25 protein-coding genes are annotated in these 22,113 nt (G+C 69.6%); 10 read left to right on the top strand and 15 right to left on the bottom strand.

Features of this window, described 5'->3' with window-relative positions:
* Positions 1 to 15: 15 nt before the first annotated feature.
* A complete protein-coding gene (locus QSK32_RS16480; RefSeq protein WP_285472416.1) occupies positions 16 to 888 on the bottom strand; it encodes an alpha/beta fold hydrolase in 873 nt (290 codons plus the stop codon).
* A gap of 71 nt (positions 889 to 959) precedes the next feature.
* Here QSK32_RS16480 and QSK32_RS16475 point away from each other — a divergent pair, with 71 nt between their 5' ends.
* Complete coding sequence (locus QSK32_RS16475; RefSeq protein WP_285472415.1) at positions 960 to 2,087, top strand: FAD-dependent oxidoreductase; 1,128 nt, start codon at positions 960 to 962, stop codon at positions 2,085 to 2,087.
* 61 nt (positions 2,088 to 2,148) lie between these two features.
* Here QSK32_RS16475 and QSK32_RS16470 read toward each other — a convergent pair whose 3' ends face one another.
* From QSK32_RS16470 to QSK32_RS16460, 3 genes are all read right to left on the bottom strand, one after another.
* A complete protein-coding gene (locus QSK32_RS16470) occupies positions 2,149 to 2,523 on the bottom strand; it encodes a hypothetical protein (protein WP_285472414.1) in 375 nt (124 codons plus the stop codon).
* Between the two features lie 594 nt (positions 2,524 to 3,117).
* Positions 3,118 to 4,359: an RNA polymerase sigma factor gene (locus QSK32_RS16465; protein WP_285472413.1), complete on the bottom strand. Its 1,242-nt coding sequence runs from the start codon at positions 4,357 to 4,359 to the stop codon at positions 3,118 to 3,120.
* A complete protein-coding gene (locus QSK32_RS16460; RefSeq protein WP_285472412.1) occupies positions 4,356 to 4,724 on the bottom strand; it encodes a YciI family protein in 369 nt (122 codons plus the stop codon). The genes QSK32_RS16465 and QSK32_RS16460 overlap by 4 nt, the downstream gene beginning before the upstream one ends.
* Before the next feature lie 186 nt (positions 4,725 to 4,910).
* Between QSK32_RS16460 and QSK32_RS16455 the strand changes: the two genes are divergently transcribed.
* Entirely contained in the window at positions 4,911 to 5,555 is a 645-nt protein-coding gene (locus QSK32_RS16455) for a dihydrofolate reductase family protein (RefSeq protein WP_045747969.1), read from the top strand.
* 132 nt (positions 5,556 to 5,687) lie between these two features.
* Here the strand turns inward: QSK32_RS16455 and QSK32_RS16450 are convergent, their stop codons facing one another.
* A complete protein-coding gene (locus QSK32_RS16450) occupies positions 5,688 to 6,287 on the bottom strand; it encodes a TetR/AcrR family transcriptional regulator (protein WP_285472411.1) in 600 nt (199 codons plus the stop codon).
* An 83-nt stretch (positions 6,288 to 6,370) separates the two neighbouring features.
* Here QSK32_RS16450 and QSK32_RS16445 point away from each other — a divergent pair, with 83 nt between their 5' ends.
* The gene (locus QSK32_RS16445; protein WP_285472410.1) at positions 6,371 to 7,342 is read left to right on the top strand and encodes an NmrA family NAD(P)-binding protein; all 972 of its coding nucleotides are present in this window, start codon (positions 6,371 to 6,373) and stop codon (positions 7,340 to 7,342) included.
* Between the two features lie 132 nt (positions 7,343 to 7,474).
* On the opposite strand, the gene QSK32_RS16440 is transcribed toward QSK32_RS16445, so the two are convergent.
* Positions 7,475 to 8,224 carry an alpha/beta fold hydrolase gene (locus QSK32_RS16440; RefSeq protein WP_285472409.1) on the bottom strand — a complete coding sequence of 250 codons (750 nt, stop codon included), beginning with the start codon at positions 8,222 to 8,224 and terminating at the stop codon, positions 7,475 to 7,477.
* Here QSK32_RS16440 and QSK32_RS16435 point away from each other — a divergent pair.
* Entirely contained in the window at positions 8,189 to 9,109 is a 921-nt protein-coding gene (locus tag QSK32_RS16435) for a Stf0 family sulfotransferase (RefSeq protein WP_285472408.1), read from the top strand. The two genes, QSK32_RS16440 and QSK32_RS16435, sit on opposite strands and share 36 nt — an antisense overlap.
* 77 nt (positions 9,110 to 9,186) lie before the next feature.
* On the opposite strand, the gene QSK32_RS16430 is transcribed toward QSK32_RS16435, so the two are convergent.
* From QSK32_RS16430 to QSK32_RS16420, 3 genes are all read right to left on the bottom strand, one after another.
* Positions 9,187 to 11,025 carry a WD40 repeat domain-containing protein gene (locus QSK32_RS16430; protein ID WP_285472407.1) on the bottom strand — a complete coding sequence of 613 codons (1,839 nt, stop codon included), beginning with the start codon at positions 11,023 to 11,025 and terminating at the stop codon, positions 9,187 to 9,189.
* 78 nt (positions 11,026 to 11,103) lie between these two features.
* Complete coding sequence (locus QSK32_RS16425; RefSeq protein ID WP_045747965.1) at positions 11,104 to 11,637, bottom strand: GNAT family N-acetyltransferase; 534 nt, start codon at positions 11,635 to 11,637, stop codon at positions 11,104 to 11,106.
* A 10-nt stretch (positions 11,638 to 11,647) separates the two neighbouring features.
* On the bottom strand, positions 11,648 to 12,091 hold the full coding sequence (locus tag QSK32_RS16420) for a GNAT family N-acetyltransferase (protein ID WP_052721213.1): 444 nt from the start codon (positions 12,089 to 12,091) through the stop codon (positions 11,648 to 11,650).
* Positions 12,092 to 12,567: 476 nt separating this feature from the next.
* Here QSK32_RS16420 and QSK32_RS16415 point away from each other — a divergent pair, with 476 nt between their 5' ends.
* Positions 12,568 to 13,236, top strand: coding sequence for a PilZ domain-containing protein (locus tag QSK32_RS16415; protein ID WP_045747964.1), 669 nt, complete (start codon positions 12,568 to 12,570; stop codon positions 13,234 to 13,236).
* A gap of 125 nt (positions 13,237 to 13,361) precedes the next feature.
* On the opposite strand, the gene QSK32_RS16410 is transcribed toward QSK32_RS16415, so the two are convergent.
* Positions 13,362 to 13,979, bottom strand: coding sequence for a maleylpyruvate isomerase family mycothiol-dependent enzyme (locus tag QSK32_RS16410; RefSeq protein ID WP_285472406.1), 618 nt, complete (start codon positions 13,977 to 13,979; stop codon positions 13,362 to 13,364).
* A complete protein-coding gene (locus QSK32_RS16405) occupies positions 13,976 to 14,593 on the bottom strand; it encodes a histidine phosphatase family protein (RefSeq protein WP_285472405.1) in 618 nt (205 codons plus the stop codon). The genes QSK32_RS16410 and QSK32_RS16405 overlap by 4 nt, the downstream gene beginning before the upstream one ends.
* A gap of 161 nt (positions 14,594 to 14,754) precedes the next feature.
* Between QSK32_RS16405 and QSK32_RS16400 the strand changes: the two genes are divergently transcribed.
* Together QSK32_RS16400 and QSK32_RS16395 are read left to right on the top strand one after the other, a co-directional pair.
* Positions 14,755 to 15,345: a suppressor of fused domain protein gene (locus tag QSK32_RS16400; protein ID WP_211275621.1), complete on the top strand. Its 591-nt coding sequence runs from the start codon at positions 14,755 to 14,757 to the stop codon at positions 15,343 to 15,345.
* Positions 15,346 to 15,527: 182 nt separating this feature from the next.
* On the top strand, positions 15,528 to 16,379 hold the full coding sequence (locus QSK32_RS16395; RefSeq protein ID WP_285472404.1) for a class I SAM-dependent methyltransferase: 852 nt from the start codon (positions 15,528 to 15,530) through the stop codon (positions 16,377 to 16,379).
* 361 nt (positions 16,380 to 16,740) lie between these two features.
* On the opposite strand, the gene QSK32_RS16390 is transcribed toward QSK32_RS16395, so the two are convergent.
* A complete protein-coding gene (locus QSK32_RS16390) occupies positions 16,741 to 17,121 on the bottom strand; it encodes a DUF7674 family protein (RefSeq protein WP_045747959.1) in 381 nt (126 codons plus the stop codon).
* A gap of 144 nt (positions 17,122 to 17,265) precedes the next feature.
* On the opposite strand from QSK32_RS16390, the gene QSK32_RS16385 reads away from it, so the two are divergent.
* A complete protein-coding gene (locus QSK32_RS16385) occupies positions 17,266 to 17,493 on the top strand; it encodes a hypothetical protein (RefSeq protein ID WP_045747958.1) in 228 nt (75 codons plus the stop codon).
* Here the strand turns inward: QSK32_RS16385 and QSK32_RS16380 are convergent.
* Positions 17,479 to 18,006, bottom strand: coding sequence for a DUF4265 domain-containing protein (locus QSK32_RS16380; protein ID WP_285472403.1), 528 nt, complete (start codon positions 18,004 to 18,006; stop codon positions 17,479 to 17,481). The genes QSK32_RS16385 and QSK32_RS16380 overlap by 15 nt on opposite strands.
* 367 nt (positions 18,007 to 18,373) lie before the next feature.
* Positions 18,374 to 18,835 (bottom strand): MarR family winged helix-turn-helix transcriptional regulator, encoded by a 462-nt coding sequence (locus QSK32_RS16375; RefSeq protein WP_211275649.1) that lies wholly within the window; start codon positions 18,833 to 18,835, stop codon positions 18,374 to 18,376.
* A gap of 74 nt (positions 18,836 to 18,909) precedes the next feature.
* Here QSK32_RS16375 and QSK32_RS16370 point away from each other — a divergent pair, with 74 nt between their 5' ends.
* Positions 18,910 to 20,082, top strand: coding sequence for an FAD-dependent monooxygenase (locus QSK32_RS16370; protein ID WP_285472402.1), 1,173 nt, complete (start codon positions 18,910 to 18,912; stop codon positions 20,080 to 20,082).
* A gap of 313 nt (positions 20,083 to 20,395) precedes the next feature.
* Here QSK32_RS16370 and QSK32_RS16365 read toward each other — a convergent pair whose 3' ends face one another.
* Positions 20,396 to 21,397 carry an NADP-dependent oxidoreductase gene (locus QSK32_RS16365; protein ID WP_285472401.1) on the bottom strand — a complete coding sequence of 334 codons (1,002 nt, stop codon included), beginning with the start codon at positions 21,395 to 21,397 and terminating at the stop codon, positions 20,396 to 20,398.
* Positions 21,398 to 21,528: 131 nt separating this feature from the next.
* Here QSK32_RS16365 and QSK32_RS16360 point away from each other — a divergent pair, with 131 nt between their 5' ends.
* Positions 21,529 to 22,107: a TetR/AcrR family transcriptional regulator gene (locus tag QSK32_RS16360; protein ID WP_045748389.1), complete on the top strand. Its 579-nt coding sequence runs from the start codon at positions 21,529 to 21,531 to the stop codon at positions 22,105 to 22,107.
* Positions 22,108 to 22,113: the final 6 nt, after the last annotated feature.

The raw sequence follows: 22,113 nt of genomic DNA, 5'->3' as shown, positions 1-22,113 counted from the left end.
CGCCGAGTGCCGGGATCAGGTTGATGACCGCGGCCAGCGGCAGGGCGGCGAGTTGGAGGGCGACGAGCGTGCCAGCCGAATCAGTCCGGCGATCTCCTCCGGCAGACCAGGAGAAGTAAGGACATGACCCATTCCGGGTACGAGATGAAGCACCGCACCCGGGATCGCGGCGGCAAGCGCGGTCCCGTGCCCCAGCGAGAACACCGGATCCTGATCGCCGTGCAGAATGGTCGTCGGCGCGACGATCGACGCCAGCGGGGCGTCCACACTCGGGTCGGCGCGCCACGCGGCCCGGTCGTGGTGGGCGGCCGCCGCCGGATCACCAGCCCGCGACCGGGCCAGCTCGAGCATCGCCCGCGCGGCCGGCTCGTCGAACGGCCGCACCGCCCCGTTGAACACCCGGAAGAGCGCCACGTCGGATTCCACCCCCGGCGGCAGCCCCGCAGCCAGATGCGCCAGGAACTCCGGCGCCGGCGGCGGCAGCCCGTCCCGGCGCGATCCCATCGGGGTAGTGGCGAGCAGGGTCAGCGACCGGACCCGCGCGGGCGCGTGCACGGCCAGCCACTGCGCGAGGACCCCACCCAGCGAGGCTCCGACCACGTGGGCCGACGCGATCCCGTGCCCGTCCAGCACGGCCAGACAATCACGAGCCATGACCCCGATCGTGTACGGGTCAGCGTCGAAATCCACCACACTCGACCGCCCGGTATCCCGATGATCAAACCGGATCACCTGCACACCCCGCGCGACGAGCCCGCCGACCAGCGCATCCGGCCAGCTGACCCCTTGAGCAGCCGACCCGGCGATCAGCAGCACGGCGGGGCACCCCGGATCACCGGCCCGCTCAGTCCAGATCCGCACCGCACCGGACTCCACGAACCGCTCCACGCCCTGCACCCCATTCCCCAGCAGCTCGCTTCTGCTCCCTGACGAGCAGATTTGTTGCGACCATGGACGGCATGGCCGTACCCACGATCACCATCGTCGGTGCCGGGCTGGGTGGACTGACCCTGGCCCGGGTCCTGCACGTCCACGGTATTGCTGCGACCGTCTACGAGCTGGAGGCGTCACCGGACGCCCGGACGCAGGGCGGGATGCTCGACATCCACGACTACAACGGGCAGGTCGCGCTGCGGGACGCCGGACTGTTCGACCAGTTCCAGGCGATCATCCATCCGGGCGGGCAGGCCATGCGCATCCTGGACCGGCACAACACCGTCCGCCTGGAAGAATCGGACGAGCAGAGCGCCGGCGACCGGCCGGAAGTCGACCGCGGCCAGCTGCGCCGGATCCTGCTCGACGCGCTGCCGGACGACACGATCGTATGGGGCCGCAAAGTCACCGGTGCGGCACCGCTCGGCGACGGCCGGCATGAGCTCTGCTTCGCAGACGGGGCGAGCGTCACCACGGACGTGCTGATCGGTGCCGACGGCGCGTGGTCGCGGATCCGGCCGCTGGTCTCGAGTGTGCTTCCGGCGTACACCGGAATATCTTTCATCGAGGTCGACCACACCGATGCCCGTCCGGAGCCGGCCGCGGTCGTGGGCGGGGGCATGCTGTTCGCGCTCGCGCCGGGCCGCGGTTTCCTGGCGCACAAGGAGACCGACGGCAGTCTGCACATCTACATCGCGCTGCGGAAACCGGAACAATGGCTGCGCAGCGTCGACTGGACCGACACGGACGCCGGCAAGGCGGTCCTGCTGGCGGAGTTCGCCGACTGGGCGCCGCCGCTCCAGTCGCTGATCACCGGGGCGGACAGTGTGCTGATCCCGCGAACCATCAACGCCCTGCCGACCGGGCACCGCTGGGACCGGATTCCCGGCGTGACTTTGATCGGCGACGCCGCGCACGTGATGTCCCCGTTCGCCGGCGAGGGCGCGAACCTGGCCATGTTCGACGGTTCCGAACTCGGCAAAGCCATAGCCGCTGATCCGGGCGACATCGAAACCGCTTTTGCCGCGTACGAAAAAGAGCTCTTCACCCGCAGCGAGACGGTAGCGCGAGAATCCGCAGAAAGCCTGGCCGTGATCTTCGACGACAACGCCCCGCAGTCGCTCGTCGACATGTTCGCCGCGTTCACCGCATAGTCCCGAAATCCCAGGAGAATCGCTCTGACAGAACCCGCGATCCTCGAGTGCGGGCGCAGAGTTACCGGCGGGCGCCTCCGGCGATGGCTTTGACAGGCGGCGCCAACGCCACATCGACGCGGCGAAGCCGCTCCACAGACCATGGATGGCGTCGATACTCCCCTCCCGGACCTCGCTCGCAGTATTCGCCGTCGTTCGCCCACACCCGGTTCCGCACACTCCACTCCGGCGCCGGAAGATTCTCGAGCATGATCTCGGCAAGGTCCCGTACCTCAGCCGACAGTCGATCTCTCCCGCTGACCAGCTCCAGCGCCTGGGCCAGCCAATGCATCGGTTCGTTGCCGGCAGCCGCATCACCCATGAAAGGCATCAGCAGCAACAGCCGGTGCGCCGCCGCCAACCGGTTCGGCAACGCGCCTTCGACGATGCCACGCAACTCCGCCCAGCGCAGGCCAGGCCCGAACCATCGACTCTGTCCGGTACACGACCAGGAGAACGCCGCCGGAGGGAAGTTCGACGGTGAAGGTCGGCCAGGCCTCAGTCTTGTACGGCGTGAGCCACTGCGTGTAGCTCAGTCCGAACACCGCCTCCAGCGCGGCGACATTCCCTGCTGAGGAGCGCAGGTGGTGAGCCCAGAATCCTGGCTCATCAAACAGCGTCGACCCGTCCACCGCCAGGGCCGAAGCTGGTGGCGCCTGAAAACCTTCGAACTCTTCCAGAGCCCCGTCTCGCGACCTCGACCTCAACCTCGAAGTCGGCAGCCACCCGCTCCGCCGTTATCGGGAAGTCCCACGCATCCCGGTGTTCGTCACAGCAGGGCTCGCCGTCCCAATCCCCGTACCCATACAGCTCCATGATGATCATCATCGCGGCAGCGCGCCTCTCGCACGCGTTGCGTACAACATAACTGTCATTATGGTGTATCGAAATTATGTCCGGTTTGCACCTCTGACTGGATTATTGGATTACTGGTTATTGCAATACGTTAATTAACGCGGAAGTGACCCCGGGTGGATGTGGCGTGGGAAAGTCAGCCCGCAAGTCGGGCGGCGCGGGTTTCCAGGTAGCGGCACTCGGCCAGGCTGGTCGTACCGCGGGCAGCGCGGTGGTAAAACTCCCGGGCCGCCGGATGGTCGCCGGCCATCTCCAGAAGGTGTGCGCGGACCGCGTGCAGCCGGTGGTGGTCCGTGATCCGGTTGTCCGCTGACAGTTCGTCCAGCAGGGCGAGGCCGGCCCGCGGTCCGTCGATCATGGCGACCGCCACCGCCCGGTTCAGGCTGGCCATCGGGTTCGGCGAGAGCCGCACCAGGATCTTGTACAACGTGTTGATCTGACGCCAGTCGGTCGCGCCGGTGCTGGGCGCCTCGTCGTGCAGTGCGGCGATGGCTGCCTGCAACTGGTAGGGGCCGAGTGACGAGCGGGTCATCGCGTCGGTGACCAGCGCGACGCCCTCGGCGATGCGGCCGCGGTCCCACCGCGAGCGGTCCTGCTCGTCGAGCGGGATCAGCTCGCCGTGCGGGCCGGTGCGGGCGTCCCGGCGGGCGTCGGTGAGCAGCATCAAAGCCAGCAGGCCGGCCACCGCGCCGTCGTCCGGCAGCAGACGGTGCAGCATGCGGGTCAACCGGATCGCCTCGGCGGCCAGGTCGTCGCGCCGCAGCCGGTCTCCGGAACTGGCGGTGTAGCCCTCGTTGAAGATCACGTACAGCACGTGCAGCACGACCCGTAGTCGCTCCGCCCGATCCTGCCCGACCGGCATGGTGAACTGGCTGCCGGCGGCCCTGATCAGCTGCTTCGCCCGGCTGATCCTGGCCGCCATGGTCGGTTCCGGCACGAAGTAGGCGCGGGCGATCTCCGCGGTGGTCAGGCCGCCGACCGCGCGCAGCGTCAACGCGACCTGCGAGGCCGGGCTCAGCGCCGGGTGGCAACACAGGAACAGCAGGGTGAGCGTGTCGTCCCGGTCGCCCGGCGTGTCCTCGCCGGGGCCGGGCGACGTCCGATCCGGCTCCAGGAGGGTCACCTCGTCCTCGCGTCGCCGCCGGGCCTGTTCGCTACGGATCTGGTCGACCAGGCGGCGGCCGGCGACCGTGATCAGCCAGCCACGCGGGTTGCCGGGGACGCCTTCGGCCGGCCAGCGTGTCGCCGCGGCGAGCAGTGTCTCCTGCACGGCGTCCTCGCTCAGGTCGAACTGCCCGTAGCGGCGCACCAGCGTGCCGAGGACCTGCGGCGCAAGCGCGCGAAGCAGGCCCTCGACGGTGGTGCGGTCGGCGCTCACGCGGTCGGGCCACCGGAGAAGATCACCTGGCGGACCTCGATGCCCAGTCCGTCGACCCGGGCGTCCGGGATCATGGCGGCCAGCTCCAGCGCGCGGTCCCTGCTCGCGACGTCGACCAGGTAATAGCCGCCCAGGAACTCCTTGGCCTCCAGGTAAGGGCCGTCGGTGACGACCGGTACACCGTCGCGGACACGGACCACCGCACTCTGGGACGGGTCGGCCAGCGCCTCGGTGCTGATCATCTCGCCGGACTCGCGGATCGTCGTCATGAACTCGCCATGGCCGGCCATGATCTCCTGGCGCTCGGCCTCGGTCAGCTCCTCCATGATGACGGGGTTGATGTTCATGATCAGCAGAAATTTCATTACCAACTCCTGAGCGTTGCAGCGCCCGGCCGGGCGCCTTCACCAGGTGGTCGTCGCGAACCGGCTGCCCTTGACATCCCGGCGACAGATTCCACAGATCAAATAATTCTCCGGGTACGCGTCAAGAACCGCCGACCGGCTCCGACCTCACCATGGCCATCGCCATCGCCATCACAGGAGGAGCACGTGGCTCAACTGCTGAAAGTCCAGAACTTCAACGTCTCGAGTGACGGCATCGGCGCCGGTGAGGACCAGACCCTGGAGCGGCCGTTCGGTCATGTCGACCCCGAGAGGCTGTTCGCCTGGGCCGGCGCCACGGCGAGCTGGCCCAGGCGCACCGAACCCGGGGGCAGCCGGGGTCTCGACGACTACCTCACCCGGGACTTCGCCCACAACATCGGCGCCGAGATCATGGGCCGCAACAAGTTCGGTCCCCAGCGCGGGCCCTGGCGCCACCACGAATGGCGCGGCTGGTGGGGTGACGAGCCCCCGTTCCACACCCCGGTGTTCGTCATGACCCACCACGGGCGTCCTTCGTTCACGCTCTCCGACACCACGTTCCACTTCGTCGGCGGCGACCCTGCCACGGTTCTCGGCCAGGCCCGGGAGGCGGCGCAGGGCAGGGACGTCCGGCTCGGCGGCGGGGCTACCACCATCCGGCAGTTCCTCGACGCCGACCTCGTCGACACCCTGCACGTAGCGGTCTCGCCGGTCGAGCTCGGGTCCGGAGTACGGCTCTGGGAGTCCCCCGACGAGTTGCTCGACCGGTTCCACCTGGAGGTCGTTCCCAGCCCGAGCGGGGTGATGCACCATCTGTTCTGGCGAAAGTGACCTGCATCGGATACTGCTCACCATCCGCGGTGACGCGAACTCGCCCAGCTCGACACCGACGGCTACCGGCCGCTGCGGCCGGCCGAGGCCAGCCCCGGCAAGTAACTGGCCGACGGCTCCGTGAGCGACGGGTCACGCGGCCTGGGCTGGGATCCAGTCAAGGATGCGGCGCAGCGCGGCGCGTAGGCTCTCCGGACTGCGGTCGATCCGGCCCATGATCAGGCCACCTTGGATCTGGCAGATCATCGTGGCCGCGAGGTCCTCATCCTGGTCGTTCGGCTGTTGCCGGTGCTGTATGGCGGCGACGCCGGTGGCGAGCGTCTGCCGCCAAGTGGTGCTCTGTGCGATCAGCCAGGCGCTGAGATCCTCGTCGGTGGCTGCCACCTGAGCGGCCAGGGCCGTGAGGGGACATGTCCAGCGGCCCTGGGTGAAGTAGTAGACGCTGAGGCCGTCGCGCCATGCCTCCCACGACCGCCGGCTGGACAGGTCGTGCAGCGCCGGTTCCTGCGCGGCGGTCAGCTCGGCGATCTCGTGTTCGAAGACCGCCCGCAGCAGTCCACGCTTGCCCTGCGGGAAGTAGTGGAACAGCTGGGATCGGCTGGTCGAGGTGGCCGTGCCCACTGCGTCCAGGCTCAACGTCTCCAGTCCGTGCGCTCGGACCTGTTCCGCGGCGGCATTGACGATGCGGGCCCGGGTGGCCCGGCCCTTGCTGGTCAGTCGCGACACGTCCATGTGGCGGATCTTACCAAGAATGGACTGCGCGATCCAAAAGGTTTAGATTCTGGACCGCGCAATCCATTTTTGAAGGGGCACCCATGAAAGAGAACGAGAAAACCCTGGTGATCGGTGGTACCGGCGCGATGGGCCGCGCGGTCGTCGAGCATCTCGTCCGGATCCCTGGGCGGTCGGTGGTGGTCCCGACCCGAGACGCGCAGAGCGCCCGGGCGCGGCATCTGCAGACCTCAGAGGCGGTTGAGATCATCGAGGGTGAACTCACCGACAGCGCGTGGTTGGACGGTCTGATGGGCACCGTCGACTCGGTGTTCTGCAACACCAACTTCTTCGCCGCCAACAGTCCAGTCGCCGAATACGAGCTGGGCCGCGCGATCCTTGACAGCGCACACCGGCAACGCGTCGACCGGTTCATCTGGTCATCGCTGGACGACGCGCTGGCCCTGACCGACGGCACCGTCGCCGTTCCGCACTACGACGGCAAAGCGGCCGTGGCCTCGTCCATCAACCTGCAGCGGGCCGAGGAGATGATGCGGCAGGTGAACGACGGATGGTTCACCGACCACGTCGCCATCCTCACCACCGCCCCTTACTACGAGAACCTGACCTCCGCGCTGGCACCCACCCCGGGAAGGCTCACAGACGGGCGCGAGGGCATCACGTTCGACCTGCCGTTCGGCGACGGCCACTACCCGATGATCGCGCTCTCGGACATCGGGTGGTTCGCCGCGTACATGTTCACCAACTGGCAGTCCTGGGGCACCCGCGACCTCGCCGTCGTCGGTGACCGTCTCTCCGGCGCGGACATCGCCCGGACAGTCGAGCGGCGCACCGGTATCCCCGCTGAGTACCGGAACCTTCCGCTGGAGGTCGTCGTCGCCTCCGTCCCGGAGGTGGGCCACGACCTCGCGGCGATGAGCGCCTTCCTGCAGACACGTGACATCGCCACCCGAGACCGCGATCTCAACCGGCTGCGCGCCCTCCACCCCGCACTGCTGACCTTCGATCAGTGGGCCGCCACCGCCGCCTGGCCGGCACCCGCCCGAACACACTGACCTGCATCCCGTACGACCTGAGGGAGCGGGAGAAAACCCTCGAAGGCCCAAAGAGCCGTTTTCTTGACAGTCCCCCGGGACACCGGCTTGAAGGCGCGTGTGACCCGAACCTGCTCGCGGCCGGCGGTCGGGTCACACGGTGACGGTGTCGACGAATGCCCGGACTGCCTCCACCGTGGGGGCCGGGGCGCTCAGATGCGGGAAGTGGCCCGTGGCGCTGAGGACCTGAAGCCGACTGCCGGGGATGTGCTCGTGCAGGTAATCACCGGCCAAGGCCGGCACCATCGCGTCGGCGGTGCACTGCAGGACCAGTACCGGCAGTTTCAGCAGGGCGAGGTCGTCGCGGTGGTCGGAAAGGAACGTGGCGCGGGCGAACTGCAGGGCGATCCGCGGGTTCGTACGGGCGAAGCTCTGCACCAGTTCCTCGGTCAGCTCGGGCATGCTGCCGTCGGCCATCACGGTCGGTGCGGTCGCCCGGGACCAGCCCAGGTAGTTGCTGTCGATAGCGTCCAGCAGGCCCTCGATGTCGGCGCGGGAGAACCCGCCGACGTAGCCGTCGTCGTCGACGTAGCGCGCCGAGGCGGTGATCATCACCAGGCCGGCGAAGCGCTCCGGTTCTTCGATCGCGGCGAGAGCGCCGATCATGGCGCCGACCGAGTGGCCGACCAGCATCACCTGGTGCAGGTCCAGGGCACGCAGGATGCGCAGCAGGTCGTCGGCGTGGCCGCGCAGCGTGCCGTAGCGCTCGGGCGGGTAGCCGTTGACCGCGCCCTGGTCGTCGCCGAGGATGTCGAACAGCACGGTACGGCGGTCTTCCTCGAACTCCGGGGTGATGAACCGCCACATGTGCTGATACTCGCCGAAGCCGTGCACGAAGACCATGGGCGGCGCTTCCTGGTTCCCGCCCAGCTGGACACGATGTCTCCTCAGTGGATCCATCGACGAAACTATACTTCGACTGCCGTCCGGGTGGAGAGGGTAGGCGTCGAACAAGGGAGGCCCGGCAGGATGAACGAGGCCGTCGAGTCGTACTTCGTGTGTGCCACGCCGCGTACGGGCAGCTCTCTGCTGATCGGGCTTCTGGATTCCACGGGGGTCTGTGGCCGGCCGCAGTCGTATTTTCGGGCGCCGGACGAGTTGTTGTGGGCTGAGCGGTGGCGGCTTGGTCCTGCCCCGAGCTACGCGGACTTTATGCGGGCGGCACGGGCGGCGGGCAGCACGCCGAACGGGGTGTTCGGGGCGAAGCTGATGTGGGGGACGCTGGGTGAGGTCGTCGACAAGCTGCGGACGGTTCACCGGGACCTCGCCGGTGACGATCTCGGGCTTCTGCACCGGGCGTTCGGTCGTGCGGGCTTCGTCTATCTGGCACGGCGTGACGTGGTGGCGCAGGCTGTGTCCTGGTTGCGCGCCGAGCAGACCGGCACGTGGTTCGTCGGCGGCAACGGTGAGATCAGCGGCGATGGTGGCGGCAACGGGCGGGAGCCGGTGTTCGACGCGGGTGCGATCCGGCGCCTCATCTCCACGATCGAGGAGCACAACGCCGCCTGGCAGGCATGGTTCGCCGCTTGCGGGATCCGCCCGCATCGGGTGTTCTACGAGGATCTCGAGCGGGACGTGGTGGCGGTGACCCGCGGGGTTGTGGAGTTCCTCGGCATCACGGTTCCGGATCAGGGGCCGCCGATCGTGGCGCGGCACCAACGCCAAGCCGACGAGATCAACAAGCGGTGGATCAAGCAGTATCGGGTTCTGTCAGAACGATTCTCCTGAGATTTCGGCAAGTGGGGTGCGCGCCGAAAGGCCCTTTTGGAAAGGCCACCCAGCGCGCGTACGCCGAAAAAGGGTCCCTATTCGACGACCCACATGAAGGGCGGCCAGTCCGGCGCCGCGGCCAGCACCACGGTCTGACCGCGCCACGACGCGATCGTCAGGGCGGTCGCCTTCATCGGATTGACCCGCCGGCTCATGTCGATGCCCTTGCGCAGTTGCTTCCCGGTGGTCGCATCCCACACCTGCAGCCGCGGGTACGTGCTGGTGGCGGTCGCCACGATCGGCCGTCCGTGGTGGTCGCCGAGCGCGATCGCCGCCACGCCCATTCCACCGGCCTGGATCCGCAACAGCGTCTCGCCGGTGGCCGCGTCCCAGAGGCGCACCTCACTGCCGAAGTCGGCACCGGCCGCCACGATCTGCCGGCCGCCGACCCGGCCGGTGGTGAGCACCGAGTACAGGTGGACGGGCATGCCCGAACCGGGCGGCAACTCCTTGAAAGGCTTGCCGAACGTGCCGGGAATCCGGTCACCGGTGGCGGCGTCGTACAACACGATCGCGTCGTCGGATTCCGGGTTCTGCGTGGCGATCGCGACGACCTGCCGGCCACCATGGTCGAACAGCACCGGCGCGGGGATCAGCCCGGCGTACTGCGACTCCAGCGGCACATCGGCCCGGACCTGCCCAGTGGCCAGGTCGAGGATGCGCAGGCGCGGCTTCTCCCCGTCCGACGGGTACAGCACCGCGGCCGTGCCCTGCCCGTCGACGCCGATGCGGTGCACGTCGTCGACGCCGGCGTCGACCCGGGCGACCGGCCGGCCCGCGGCCACGTCCCAGAGCATCATGGGGTCGCCGGGCAGGACCGCCACCGTGCGCCCGCCGAGCGTGGTGACACCGGCCGGGGGCTGGACCGGTCCGCCGTAGAACGGCGAGACGACCGGTTCGCCGGTGGCCGCGCGGTGCACGGTCAGCCGGTTGCGGGTGCCGGCCTGGGCGATCAGCCCGCCGCCGAGCGCGACGTCGGTGATGGTCCCGGTGCCGAACGGCACCGGTGAGGGAACGGGGCCGTCCGGTCCGGTCCGCCAGCAGCCGGCGCCGACGTCGCCGTCCTCGGTGTACCAGGTCAGCAGCGTGGTGAGGTCGTCGGCCACGGTGATAGCGGTGATCTGCCCGGCGTCCTGCGGCAGCACCGCCAGCGGCGGGTGGGCGACCGGCACACCGGCGAGGACGTCCCACGCCCACGGCGCCCCGGTCTCCGCATGCACGCCGATGACCAGGAGTCTCCCGTCGATTTCGGTGATCGTCCAGACGAGGTCCGGCGGGACCGAGAACAGCCGGCCGACGACCTTGCCGGTGAGCACGTCGCGGACCTCCCGGCCGGAGCCCTTGGCTTGCGCCGCGAGCAACCTTCCCTGGTACGCGACGAAGCGCACCCCGCGATAACCACGGCTGGCCACCTGTTCGCCGTCGTCCACCCGCCACGCCTTGATCCAGGCGCTGCCGGCGACCGCGACCACGTCGACGCCGCCACCGTCCGGGTCGACGACGGTGGTCACCGCCACGGACACGCCGGTCCGTTCGTGGCGGATCTCCGCGCCGACCGGGATGCCGGTCACGGCGTCCCGGACCCGGACCACACCGCCCGCGGAGGCCGTCGCCAGCAGGGTCCGCTCCCCGCACCGGCCCAGGGCCATCGCCCGCGGCGGCCGGTCCCCGTGCAGTCCGGCCCGGTCCGGCAGTGACATGCCGGAGTCCCTGTCGAACGCGCGCAGCGGCAGCCGGTCGTCGCACCGGCCGCCGAACAGGACCACGGTGCCGTCGACCAGTATCGATTCGGGTTCGAAACCGCCGAGATGGTCGGCGGGCACCCGTTCGCGTTCCTGGTCGTAGTACTGGACCCAGCCGTTCTCGTCCCGCACGCTGTTCCCTTCGCCGCGGAGAAAGTGAGCCGTATTCTCGCGCACCCCCGCGCGGGCTCAGCCCCGGGCCGGTCGCGGCTATGACCCGGCCGCGGGCCGCAGTCCCAGCCACTGCTCGGCGTCCCAGGCGTGGAATCGTTCCACCTCGGCGAAGCCCAGTTTCGCCGCGAGGCGCATCGAAGCGGTGTTGGCGCTCTGCGTGAACAGCACGACCGGTTCGGCGGGCAGGGCCGCATCGAACCAGTCCAGGGCCGCGGCGCAGGCTTCCGACGCGTACCCCCGTCCCCACGTCTGTGGCAGGAAGAGGTAGCCGAGGTCGACCCGGCCGTTGGCCGCCGGGCGGCGGTCGCCGGTGGGCCGGCGCAGCAGGATGTGCCCGATCATCTCGCCGTCGCGGTCCACGACGAAACTGCCCGGCCACCGGCCGGGCAGCTCGGGCACCTCACCCTCCGCGTCGGCCCGCGAGCGGGGGCCGCCGAGGTAGGTGTTCACCCCCGGGGAGACGAGCAGCTCGACGAAGACCGGCCGGTCGCGGGCCTGCGACTCGCGCAGCACGAGACGCTCCGTCCTGATCGGCGCGGGCGGCCACGGCACATCTCCCAGATCCGACATGCGCGGAACGCTAGCAGTCCCCGGCCGTCCGCAGTGTCCTGCTGAACGCCACCTGGCTCTTCACCGCCCGGTAGCCGTTCTTGCGGTAGAAGTCGTGAGCCGCCTCCCGTTCACTGCCGGACCGCAGGTACACCAGGTCGACGCCGTGCCGCAGCGCCCACTGTTCGGCGTGGCGCAGCAGGGCGCCGCCGACACCGGCCCGCTGATGCTGCTCGTCGACGGCGAGGCCGGCGATCTCCACGCGGGGGCCGACGATGAGGCTGTGGCTGCGGAAGACGTGACACCAGCCGAGGATCCGTTCCCCGTCGTCGGCGACGAAGACCCCGTTGTCGTCCGGCATCGCTGTCAGCCGCTGCCGGATGTCGTCGTCGCCGACGGTGTAGCCCATCGCCGCCACCAGCGCCACCAGCGCCGTCGCGTCGGTGTCACGGACATCCCTGATCTCGAAACCCATGGGCACATTCTGGCCCAGCGGCCGGCCGGTAGGGTGCCCGTCGATGACGGAACACAGTGGAACCAGCTGGCTGGCCGATCACGGCACATCTGGCCGGACACGGAGTGGACGCGTTCGGGATCGACCTGTCGCCGAGGATGGCGGCGGTGGCCCGCCACGAACATCCGGAACTCCGGTTCGTGGCGGGATCGATTTCCACCCCGGCCAGGGGACAACCCTCAAGACTGAGGGGTACGGGGGCCACCCCATGAACGTGCGCGTGCATCGCCGCAGCCCGGGTCGCCTGGCCGTGTTGCTGGAACGGGCCGGTTTCGCCGTGACGGGGTGGATGGAGTTCGGCCTGGGACAGCGGCGCCCGGTGCGGTCGTGACAGGCTGCTGAGCAGGCATGATCTGAGTTATCGGGGCATTCACGGGATAAACGGCGCCACCGCGGTGTTGGATGAACGAACGGTCTTCGTTTAGGGGGCGTTGACGATGGTGCGCGCTGTGGGTGTGCCCCGCGAAGCAGTCGATGTCGTGCAGGAGCAGCCGCTGCCCTGGCGTGCTGCCGCGGTGTACGTGTCGTTCGGGGGTGGCTCGGCGCGGACCTGCCAGGTGACCCGGCACCCCGGGGACGTGCTGCGGGTCGAACTGCCCGGACTGGCCGCGGAGATCGGCACCCAGGCCGAGGTGCAGTGGACGCAGGACGGGCGCGGCGGGTACGCGTGCGGCACGGTGGTCCCGGTCGCCGACGGTGAGGCGCCCGGGGTGTACATCCGGGTCGACGAGTCGGTCTCGGGTGTCGAGCGCCGTCTCGGGGTGCGGGTGCCGGTGCGGATCCCGGCGACGATGGCGGTGGCGTCCGACCGGGTGTACCCGGGGCACACCGACGACCTGTCGACCGGTGGCGCGCACGTGACGCTGAACCCGGCGGTGATCGGTGAGGAACTGGTGCGCCAGTTCGCCGCGGAGCTGGCCAGCGGGGCGCACCTGGTGGCCGAGTTGCACCTGCCGGACGGGGTGGCCCGGTTGACCTGCCTGGTGGCCGCGACCGGTGGCCAGCCGGGTGACGTGCGGCTGAAGTTCGTCGACGTGGACAACCGGACCGAGGAGCGGCTGGACGCGTTCCTGCGGCGGGCGCAGCGCCGGATCCCGATGTTCTGACGGCACGCCCGGAACGGGGCCGGGCGCCTTCCGCCGGATGCCGGGTTACATGATCGTCTACCGGGGCCGGGCGTGGGGTGCGATGCTCTGGTAGGGGCGGCGCGGACGGCCTCGCAACGGGAAGGTCAACCGAAGGTCAGGCCGGACGTGCCGGTGGTGAGAGCGCGGCCGGTCGCCGCGCGCAGGGCGGCCGCCGGGTCCGGGGCGCCGGCCGTTGCGGGGAACAGTCGCTGCAGGTGTGCGGCGGCGGCCGGGGTGAGCCATGCGGGGACCGGGATCGCGTCGGCGATGTCGAGGCCGTGGACGGCGATCTCCAGCACGCGCGTGGTCAGGAACTCGTCGAGCAGCATCGCGTCGCCGTGCCGGGTCACCACGATCCGCCCGGGCGGTTGTGTGCGGGCGTCGTCGAGGGCCTGCCGGCAGGTCTTCTCCAGCTCGGTGATCAGCTCGTCCGGGGTGGCGCCGCCGATCGTGCGGCCGAGGGCGATGCGGTCCTCGTTGGCGCTGTCACTGAACCGCTCGTCACCGCGGTAGTAGCGCGCCGCGTCGGTGTCCGCCCGCTCCGGTGCCGGGCCGGCGATCATGCCGGGCACCCGGCTGACGACGGCGATGATGTGCCCGGCCAGGTCGCGGACCCGCCAGGGGGTGCAGCGGGTGGGGCGGTCCCAGGCGCCGGCGGGCAGGGACCGCAGGGCTGCGGTGAGGGCCTGGGACTCCCGGTCGAGCACCTGGGTCACGGTCACCATGGAGATGGTACGGGTGTCGGGAAGTGCAGCCGCCAACGCCCGGACCGGTGGGTGAGCCGGGTGATCGACAGGGGTGCCACGTCGAGGATCTGGTAGCCGGCGGGTGGCAGCCCGAGCGCCGCGGTCAGCAGTGCGCGGATGATCAGCGGGTGCGCGACCACGATGCCGTCTCCCCCGGTCCGCGTGGCCCCGGCCGGGGCGGTCGTCGTGGGCGGGGCCTCGGTCATGGTGGACAGCCAGGTGGCGGCGCGGGCTCCGGCCTGGGCCAGGGACTCGCCGCCGTGGTCGCGGAAGTCCGGGTCGGACAGCCAGGTGCGCAGGACGGCGGGGTCGATCTGGTCGAGGGTGCGGCCGGTCCAGGTGCCGAAGACGGGATCGGCGAGGGCCGTTTCGACGTGGGCGGACGTGATCGCCGTGTCGCCGCCGAGTGCCCGGGTCGTCTGGCGGGACGCGCGAGACGGGCTGGTGGTCCAGCTTTTGGCGGAGCGTACAAGAGAAGAGAGCGCAAGCGACGCGCGCAGGCCTCCCTCGTCGAGGTCCTCGTCGCCTCCGAAACGGGCGCGACGCAGCCCCGGGGTGGGAGCGGCAGCGATCAGGCGCAGGCCGCTCATCGCACCGTCCGCATCGGTGTGTGGACCATGCGGGCAACCTAGCACCCGGGCACGACATCCACCTGCCTCGATCACCGCGCGGGCGGCTCTCACCGTCTGTTGATCTTCCGCCTGGTGGATGCCGGTTTGTCGGGCACGCCCCGGTCATGATCAAATTCGGCGTGACCAACGATGACCATCACGGTGCGGCGCCCGGCTGGGATGCCATCACCGCAGCGCTGGCCCGCCTCTACCCCGGCGCCGAGCCCCGGTTCGCCGCCTACCCGCCGTCGGAGTTCGGCCGCAATCTGCAGGGCTGTTCCGCGTACGAGGCCGCCGGGCACTGGCATTACGTGACATTCGGGCTGACCGAACTCTGGGGCAAGAGTCCCGACGACGACCCGGAATTCTCCGGCTGGGGATTCGAGCTGACGTTCCGCCTGGTCCGGGCCGACGACGAACACGTGCCGCCGGGCTGGCCGGTGAGCATGCTGCACCAGATCGCCACCTACATCAACAGCCAGGGCATGCTGTTGGAAGCCGGACAGTGGATCGACATGCGCGGCCCGATCACCGGGTTCCCGGAGTCGGGTGGCCCGGAGACCGGGCTGTGCGTGTTCGTGCTCGCCGACGATCCGGAACTGACGGAACTGCGCACGCCCAACGGGCGGGTCGCGTTCCTGCAGCTGGTCGGGGTGACCGAGGCGGAACGGGACGGGCTGACCGAGATCCCGGACGACCCGCTGATGATCACTGATCCTTCTCGGGCCTGACTCTCCTCTTCTCACTGTCCGCCGTCAGCGCTCGCCGACCCCGTCGGCGAGCGCTGACGACACCGGGCACGACTCGCGGCGCGTGCTGCCCGCGGCCGTGGCTTGACTCGTCCCCTGGGGCAGGGTCGAGACTCGTTCCGCAGGGGACGCCGGGTCGGTGGCGTTGACGGTGGGAGGCGGCGATGGAGACGTCGGGCAGTATCGCGGCGGGGTTCGACGAACGCGCGGCGGGCTATGACGACGACGTGTGGCATGTGCGATATGCGCGACGGCTCGTCGAGCTGGCCCGTCCCGGCGCGGGTTCCCGAGTGCTGGACGCCGCCACCGGGACGGGCATGGCGGCCCGGGCCGCGGCATTGGCGGCCGGCCCCTCCGGGCACGTCACGGGCGTCGACATCTCCGACGGCATGCTGCACCGGGCCCGCCGGCATCCCCCGGAGGCCGGTGCGGCACCCGTCGAGCTGATCCGGGCCGACGCCTCCCGGCTGCCGCACCTTCCCGACCGGTCGTTCGACCTGGTGCTGTGCTCGGCGGGCATGCTCTACCTGCCGGTTGCGGCGGCGCTGGCCGAGTGGTGGCGGCTGCTGCGACCGGGCGGCACCGTCGGGTTCTCCACCATGCGGGCCGGGTTCCCGAGGATCGCGGGCCTGTTCCGTGGGCTGGCCGCCGCCCACGGTCTGGTCCTCGACGATCCGGTGGCGCCGCTGGGCACACCGCAGCAGTGCCGCCGCGTGCTGGCCGACGCGGGGTTCGTGCCGGGTGAGGTGATCGGCGGGACGGTCCGGTTCAGTCGCGCCGACGCGGCGAAGGCCTGGCACGCGCACACCCGGGGCGTGCACCGGGCCGCGTTCGCCACCCTCGGGCCGGGGCCGGCACACGCTTTCGAGCAGGAGTTCGCCGCTGTGCTGGCTGAGCGGCTGGCCGCCGACGAGGAGCGGTTGCTGACCGCGGAGGTGCTCTACGCCTTCGGGATCAGGCAGTTGCCGGACCCCGGTCACCGACCTGGTCCTCAGGCGGTGCGGAGGGGCTGCTGAGCGCGGATGTCCGGGCAGATAACGTGTCTGCGCCGGTCAGTGGTGCTCGACGAGGCTGGCTGCCAGCGGTAGGGGCAGGTGTTCCGATCCGGCGCGGTGTCGTCCCTGTCGAGTGGGGAAGGCGACGAGCCGTTCGAGGATTTTGTCGAGAGGCCCGCCCTACTGGTGAGACCGCCTATTCAACTGTCGCGGATTCGCTTTGGAAGCGCCTCAACATCAAATTGATCGCTACTCTCCGTGAATGACAGGAGGCGTCGCTGCAGGAGACTGGCAAGGCCGTGCGGCTCGCGCGACAGTCACGCGCAACCCGGACGGATGCGTCCCGACGTCGCGGCTGTTGAAACTGGTGAGAGCGCGTTATTCAACTGTCGCGAGTTGCCCCGGCTGTCGGCCGTAGCAGGTCGAATCGGGTGCGGAGTTGTTCGGGTAGTTGGTCCACCAGGTCGTATCCAGGCTGATTCGACCAAGGCAACCTGTCCAGGAAGCTCGTTACCAGCACTTCGTCGATGCCACGATCGCCGCGGTCGAAATGCTCTTCGAAGAACATCAGCACGCTTCTCCAGTCGAGAGGGTCATCGTCCCCCAGATAGGCGTCGACGATTCGGTCGGTGAAGCCTTCTCCGACCCCGAAAATGACGTGCGGCAGGAGCTCACCCATGTCCTCGACATGATCGTCGTAGTCTGGCCGAAGGACCGGAAACCGGTCGACGAAGGCTTGAACGAACTCAGTCTCTGTCGTCACTGCTCCATCCTTTCAGCGGCGGTGCCAGCCACCTGCTGCGGCCAGACGGCCTTGGCGTGGCGAAGTGCGGTTTGGTGGCGAGGCCGAACATCGCTTCTTCAAGGATCCGGTACCGCGATCGAGAACGTTGCCTGAGGCTCGTTCATGAACACCGGCGAGACCGAGCCCAACGACCTGGTGCCGTTGCTGCTCGAGATCTGCGAGGACTTCCTGGCACAACCGGGCCCGCCAGTTCACCGCGAAGTAGACGACGTCTTGCACGCCCACGGCATCACCGGCGGGCCCGGTTGGCTCATCGACATGCTCGCCCTTAGCCGCCTACGCCTGCAGAACACGGACGACGGCCCCAAGCCCTCGTCAGGACCCTGCTGAGTTCCACCAACGGTCGGTCCCGCAACCCACCTCGAAGTGCCACCAACCCTGCGACTTGCCAACCGCAAGAACCTGCTGGATCTCACCGAAGTCGGCATCGGCAGAAACGTCGAAAGCCACGAGCGGCAACTCAGCGCTGAATACTTCACCGCCCAAGCCGACACGCGCGAACGCAGCGTGGACAGCCGACGCGCTCCGACCCAACGGCCCGGACGGCACCGGCAGAACCCGGATGACGCAGTGCCCCGATGCGGGCCCCGATGCCTCCACCCGGCCCGTCGCCCAGCGCATACCGTCTTGGTTCATCTGGAACCGGACAACGTCACCTTGTGCGATGCCGTCCTGCAGGAACGCCACGTTTTCCACCCGGGCCGTGTCCTCGCCCAGCTGAGTTACCCACAGACCTTCGGTGTCATACGGCAGCCAGCCCTCGCGCGGCACAAACTTGAACCAGACCTTGATCAGGTCATCCGATGGCCGTTCATGAAGATCCGCAGTTGTCACGCCAAGCATGATTCACGACCACGAACGGCGCGTGAGCCAGGCCAGCTATGCAAGATCAGCCGTACTCAGCTCTGCACTTCGGGGAGTACCCCGACAGGTAGCGCGGGAAGGTCGCCGGTGGCGGTCTTGCGGACGCCGGTTCGTGGCCGACCTGTTCCTGGACGAACCGGCGTCGTGGCCGAGGAGTGGGCATGCTCGATCACATCAGGCTCTTCGTCAGCGTTACTTGTCGTTGCCGGTCGACGTGAAGTACCGGATCAACTCCGCCCGGTTGATCTCCGGGAACCCCGAAGCCGCGCCAGGTCCTCCGCCGAGAACACGTCCTGTGTAGCCATGAACCCACCACCTGAGCATCGACCGTCACCAAACGGGGACGCTAACCGCCGGCCCGCAGCCGCGCGTTGTGGTCGGCGAGCGCGCCGACCACGTCGGTGAGCAGCCGTTCCATCTGCTCCAGTTCCGCGTCGTCGTATCGGCGCAGTGCCGCGTCGAGACGTTCGGCGCTCGGCGTGAAGAACGTGGTCGTGGTGGTGTGTGCCTGCGGTGTCAGGCGAAGCCGCACCACACGCCGGTCGGCGTCCTCCCGGCTGCGGACGATGTGGCCGGCGGCTTCGAGGCGGTTCAAAAGGTTCGCCGTGGCGCCGGAGGTCAGGCCCACACGCTCGGCGAGCGCCGCCGGCGACAGCGGTTCCCCGGCGGACGAGGCCCACAGGATCTCCGCGACCGCGACCGCGTCCGTGGCGTGCACCCCGAGCTCTCGCGCCAGGTGGCGGGTCATCTCCAGGTGCGCGTCGGTGTAGCGGCGCAGCAGCTGGAGCAGATCGGTCCCGGGGAGCACGAGATGCACTTTACTCGACAATGAAGTACCTTCATCGCTGGTAACACTTCACTGTGAAGGTATAGGGGTATGGCATGAGAGTCCTGGTCACCGGCGGCAGTATCGCGGGCCCGGCCGTGGCATGGCAGCTTCACCGGGCCGGTTTCACCCCGACGCTGCTGGAACGCGCGCCCGAGCCCCGCGGCGCCGGCCAGAACGTCGACATCCGCGGCGCCGGCCGCGACGTGCTGCGCCGGACCGGAATGTACGAGCGCGTGGCCGCGGCGGTCACCGGCGAGACCGGGACGCGCTTCCTGCGGCCGGACGGCAGTGTCTACGCCAGCATCCCGGTGCACGGGCGTCCGGACGGGCCCACCGCCGAGCTGGAGATCCTGCGCGGCGAGCTGTCCCGGCTGCTGCTGGAGGCGACCGCCGGCAAGGTCGAGCACCGCTACGGCGACCGCCTGGTCCACCTCACCCAGGACGAACGCGGCGTCGGCGTGGTCACCGAGACCGGCCGCGAGGAGCGCTACGACATGCTGGTCATCGCCGAGGGCCGGCGCTCGTCGACCCGGGACCTGGTCTTCGGCGCCGAGGTCACCTACCGCGACCTCGGCGAGTACGTCGCCTACGGCACCGTCGACCGCGCCGCCGACGACGACGGCTGGTGGCACTGGATGACCGCGACCGACGGGCGGATCGCGTCGCTGCGCCCCGACAACGTCGGCACCGCCCGGGCGGCGCTGGGATTCCTCGCCCCGCCGATGGGCCTGAACCGCCTCGACACCGCCACTCAGCTGCGCGTCCTGCGAGAACGGTTCGCCGGTGTGGGCTGGAAGGTGCCGCGCATCCTGGACGGTTTCGCCGCCCGGCCGCGGGAGTTCTACTTCGAACGCGCCGAACAGGTCTTCGTGCCGCGCTGGTCACACGGCCGGGTCGCGGTCGTCGGCGACGCCGCCTGGGGCGGGCCGACCGGCATGGGTACCACGTTGGCACTGCTCGGCGCGCACGTCCTGGCCGGCGAACTGGCCAGGGCGCCGCACGACCCGCCCGCCGCGCTGCGGGCATACGAGACGTTGCTGCTCTCCTACGTGACGAAGACGCAGCGGCTGCCGCCGGGCGTGCCGGCGGTCGCGTTACCGAGGACGCGCCGCGGCCTCACCATGCTGCACGGCCTGCACCGGCTCGCCGCCACCCGCGCGTTCCGCCGCCTCGCGGACCGCGCGCCGGCCCCGATCGGCCTTCCGGACTATCCGGCCCTGGACTGACGATCTTGCGGGACTGGCGGTACGGCTGGTCGGAGGGCCTGCGGCGCGCGGATTCCGGCTCGAGCATCGCTGGCGGATCGGGGACTTGATTGAGGACGTGGTGCCGCGTGCGGCGGTGGCGCTGCCCGGGTTGGATCCGGAGCATGAGTGGCAGGCAGCGCTGTGCGTACGACTGCCGGCCGAGACGATCGAGTTCGGGGGCGGCCGCCGATGCCGCCGCCGTGCTGATCGCGGTGAAGGGACTGCCCGACCTGCTGGAACGGCGTGTGAGGCCTGGCGGTCCCGTCGGCGCCGTGCGAGTGCCGGGCGGCGGTCAGATCATCGAGATGACGATCTTGCCCTTGGTCGCGCCCTGGGCGATGTGGTTGAGAGCTTGCGGTGTGGCGGAGAAGGGGAAGACACGGTCGACGACGGGGCGGATGTTTCCGTTCTCCACGAGGGTGGTGATCTCACTGAGTTGTTTGCCGCTGGCTCGCATGAACAGGAACGAGTAGTCGACCCCGAGCCGTGCGGCTCTGCGCCTGGTCTGCAGGCTGAGCAGGCGGGTGGCGATCTTGAGGATGGGGTTGCCGCCGATCTCGCGGGCGAAGTCGGGGTCGGGGGGTCCGGCGATGCCGATGACCTTGCCGCCGGGCTTGAGGATGCTCATCGACTTGGCGACGCTCGCGGGGCCTTGACTGTCCAGGACGACGTCGTAGCCCTCCAGCACCGTGGCGAAGTCCTGGGTGCGGTAGTCGATGACGATGTCGGCGCCCAGGTCCTTGAGGAAGTCGGCATTCTTGGCGCTCGCGGTGGTGGCCACGGTGGCGCCGAGGTGTTTGGCGAGCTGGATGGCGATGGTGCCGACCCCGCCGGAGCCGGCCTGGACGAGGACTTTCTGGCCGGGGCGCAGGTCGGCGCGTTCGACCAGGGCCTGCCAGGCGGTCAGGGCGACCAGGGGCAGCGAGGCGGCTTCGGTCATGGTGAGGTTCGCCGGTTTGCGTGCGAGGTCGTCCTGGCTCACGGTGAGGAACTCGGCGAAGGTGCCGATCCGGTTCTTGTCGGGGCGGGCGTAGACCTCGTCGCCGGGCGCGAAGGCGTGGACTCCGGCGCCGACCCGGACGACGACACCAGCGAGGTCGTTGCCCAGAACCAGGGGCAGCCGGTAGGGCAGGATGAGCTTGAACTCCCCTTGCGCGATCTTGGTGTCGAGCTGGTTGACGCCGGCCGCGTGGATGCGGACCAGGACCTCGCCGGCGGCGGCGGTGGGCTGGGGCATTTCGGCGAGCCGGACGTCCTGCCGGCTCTGGTACCGGTCGATGACGTAGGCCTTCATGGCGTTCTCCTGGTGGGTGTCGGCGCCGGGTGGCCGGTACTCCGTGTTCCCGGCTCGGTCAATTGTAGTATGGTCATAATTTAAATGGGCCGGAACATGATGCGAAGCACCCGTCGGGCAAGGGAGGAACCGTGGCGCGCTACGGCAAGGAGCACAAGGAAGCGACGCGGCAGCGCATCGTGAAGGTCGCCGGCCGGCGGCTGAAGAAGGACGGCCTCGACGGCTCCGGCGTGACGACGTTGATGGCCGACGCCGGGTTGACCAACGGCGCCTTCTACGCACACTTCGCGTCCAAGGATGCTCTGGTCGCCGCGACCATCACCGATCAGCTCAAGGACCAGCAGGCGCTGTTGCGGCGGCTCGCGGACGAGCCAGACGGGTTCATGCGTTTCGTGCGGGCGTATCTCTCACCTGAGCACCGCGACGACGCCGAAGGCGGCTGCCCGTCCGGAGCCCTGCTCGACGAAGTGGCCCGCAGCTCGCCGGAGATCCGCCGGGCCTACAGTGGCGGCATCCTCGGCGTGGCCGACGACCTGGCCACGCTGATGGCGCCGGGCACCCCCGCGGCAGGGCGGCGCCAGGCTCTGGGATGCATCGCCATCCTCGTCGGGGCGCTGCAGCTCGCCCGGGCGATCGACGACGCGCAGGACTCCGAGACGGTGCTCGCCGAGGGAGCGCGAGCCATCGCCGCCCTGCTCGCCACTGACTGACGAGGG

This window comes from Actinoplanes sp. NBRC 101535 (assembly GCF_030269225.1).
GTDB classification, from domain to species: domain Bacteria; phylum Actinomycetota; class Actinomycetes; order Mycobacteriales; family Micromonosporaceae; genus Actinoplanes; species Actinoplanes rectilineatus.
Note: the sequence above shows the minus strand (reverse complement) of the source record. Positions and strands in the feature narration are given on the sequence as shown.

Excerpts from the sequence above, each read along its gene's own strand:
- QSK32_RS16405 (WP_285472405.1), bottom strand. The coding sequence starts at position 14,593 with ATGAGCGGCCTGCGCCTGATCGCTGCCGCTCCCACCCCGGGGCTGCGT.
- QSK32_RS16475 (WP_285472415.1), top strand. The coding sequence starts at position 960 with ATGGCCGTACCCACGATCACCATCGTCGGTGCCGGGCTGGGTGGACTG.
- QSK32_RS16445 (WP_285472410.1), top strand. The coding sequence starts at position 6,371 with ATGAAAGAGAACGAGAAAACCCTGGTGATCGGTGGTACCGGCGCGATG.
- QSK32_RS16420 (WP_052721213.1), bottom strand. The coding sequence starts at position 12,091 with ATGGGTTTCGAGATCAGGGATGTCCGTGACACCGACGCGACGGCGCTG.
- QSK32_RS16385 (WP_045747958.1), top strand. The coding sequence starts at position 17,266 with ATGAACACCGGCGAGACCGAGCCCAACGACCTGGTGCCGTTGCTGCTC.
- QSK32_RS16440 (WP_285472409.1), bottom strand. The coding sequence starts at position 8,224 with ATGGTCTTCGTGCACGGCTTCGGCGAGTATCAGCACATGTGGCGGTTC.
- QSK32_RS16380 (WP_285472403.1), bottom strand. The coding sequence starts at position 18,006 with ATGCTTGGCGTGACAACTGCGGATCTTCATGAACGGCCATCGGATGAC.
- QSK32_RS16415 (WP_045747964.1), top strand. The coding sequence starts at position 12,568 with ATGGTGCGCGCTGTGGGTGTGCCCCGCGAAGCAGTCGATGTCGTGCAG.
- QSK32_RS16370 (WP_285472402.1), top strand. The coding sequence starts at position 18,910 with ATGAGAGTCCTGGTCACCGGCGGCAGTATCGCGGGCCCGGCCGTGGCA.
- QSK32_RS16425 (WP_045747965.1), bottom strand. The coding sequence starts at position 11,637 with ATGTCGGATCTGGGAGATGTGCCGTGGCCGCCCGCGCCGATCAGGACG.
- QSK32_RS16460 (WP_285472412.1), bottom strand. The coding sequence starts at position 4,724 with ATGAAATTTCTGCTGATCATGAACATCAACCCCGTCATCATGGAGGAG.
- QSK32_RS16395 (WP_285472404.1), top strand. The coding sequence starts at position 15,528 with ATGGAGACGTCGGGCAGTATCGCGGCGGGGTTCGACGAACGCGCGGCG.
- QSK32_RS16365 (WP_285472401.1), bottom strand. The coding sequence starts at position 21,397 with ATGAAGGCCTACGTCATCGACCGGTACCAGAGCCGGCAGGACGTCCGG.
- QSK32_RS16450 (WP_285472411.1), bottom strand. The coding sequence starts at position 6,287 with ATGGACGTGTCGCGACTGACCAGCAAGGGCCGGGCCACCCGGGCCCGC.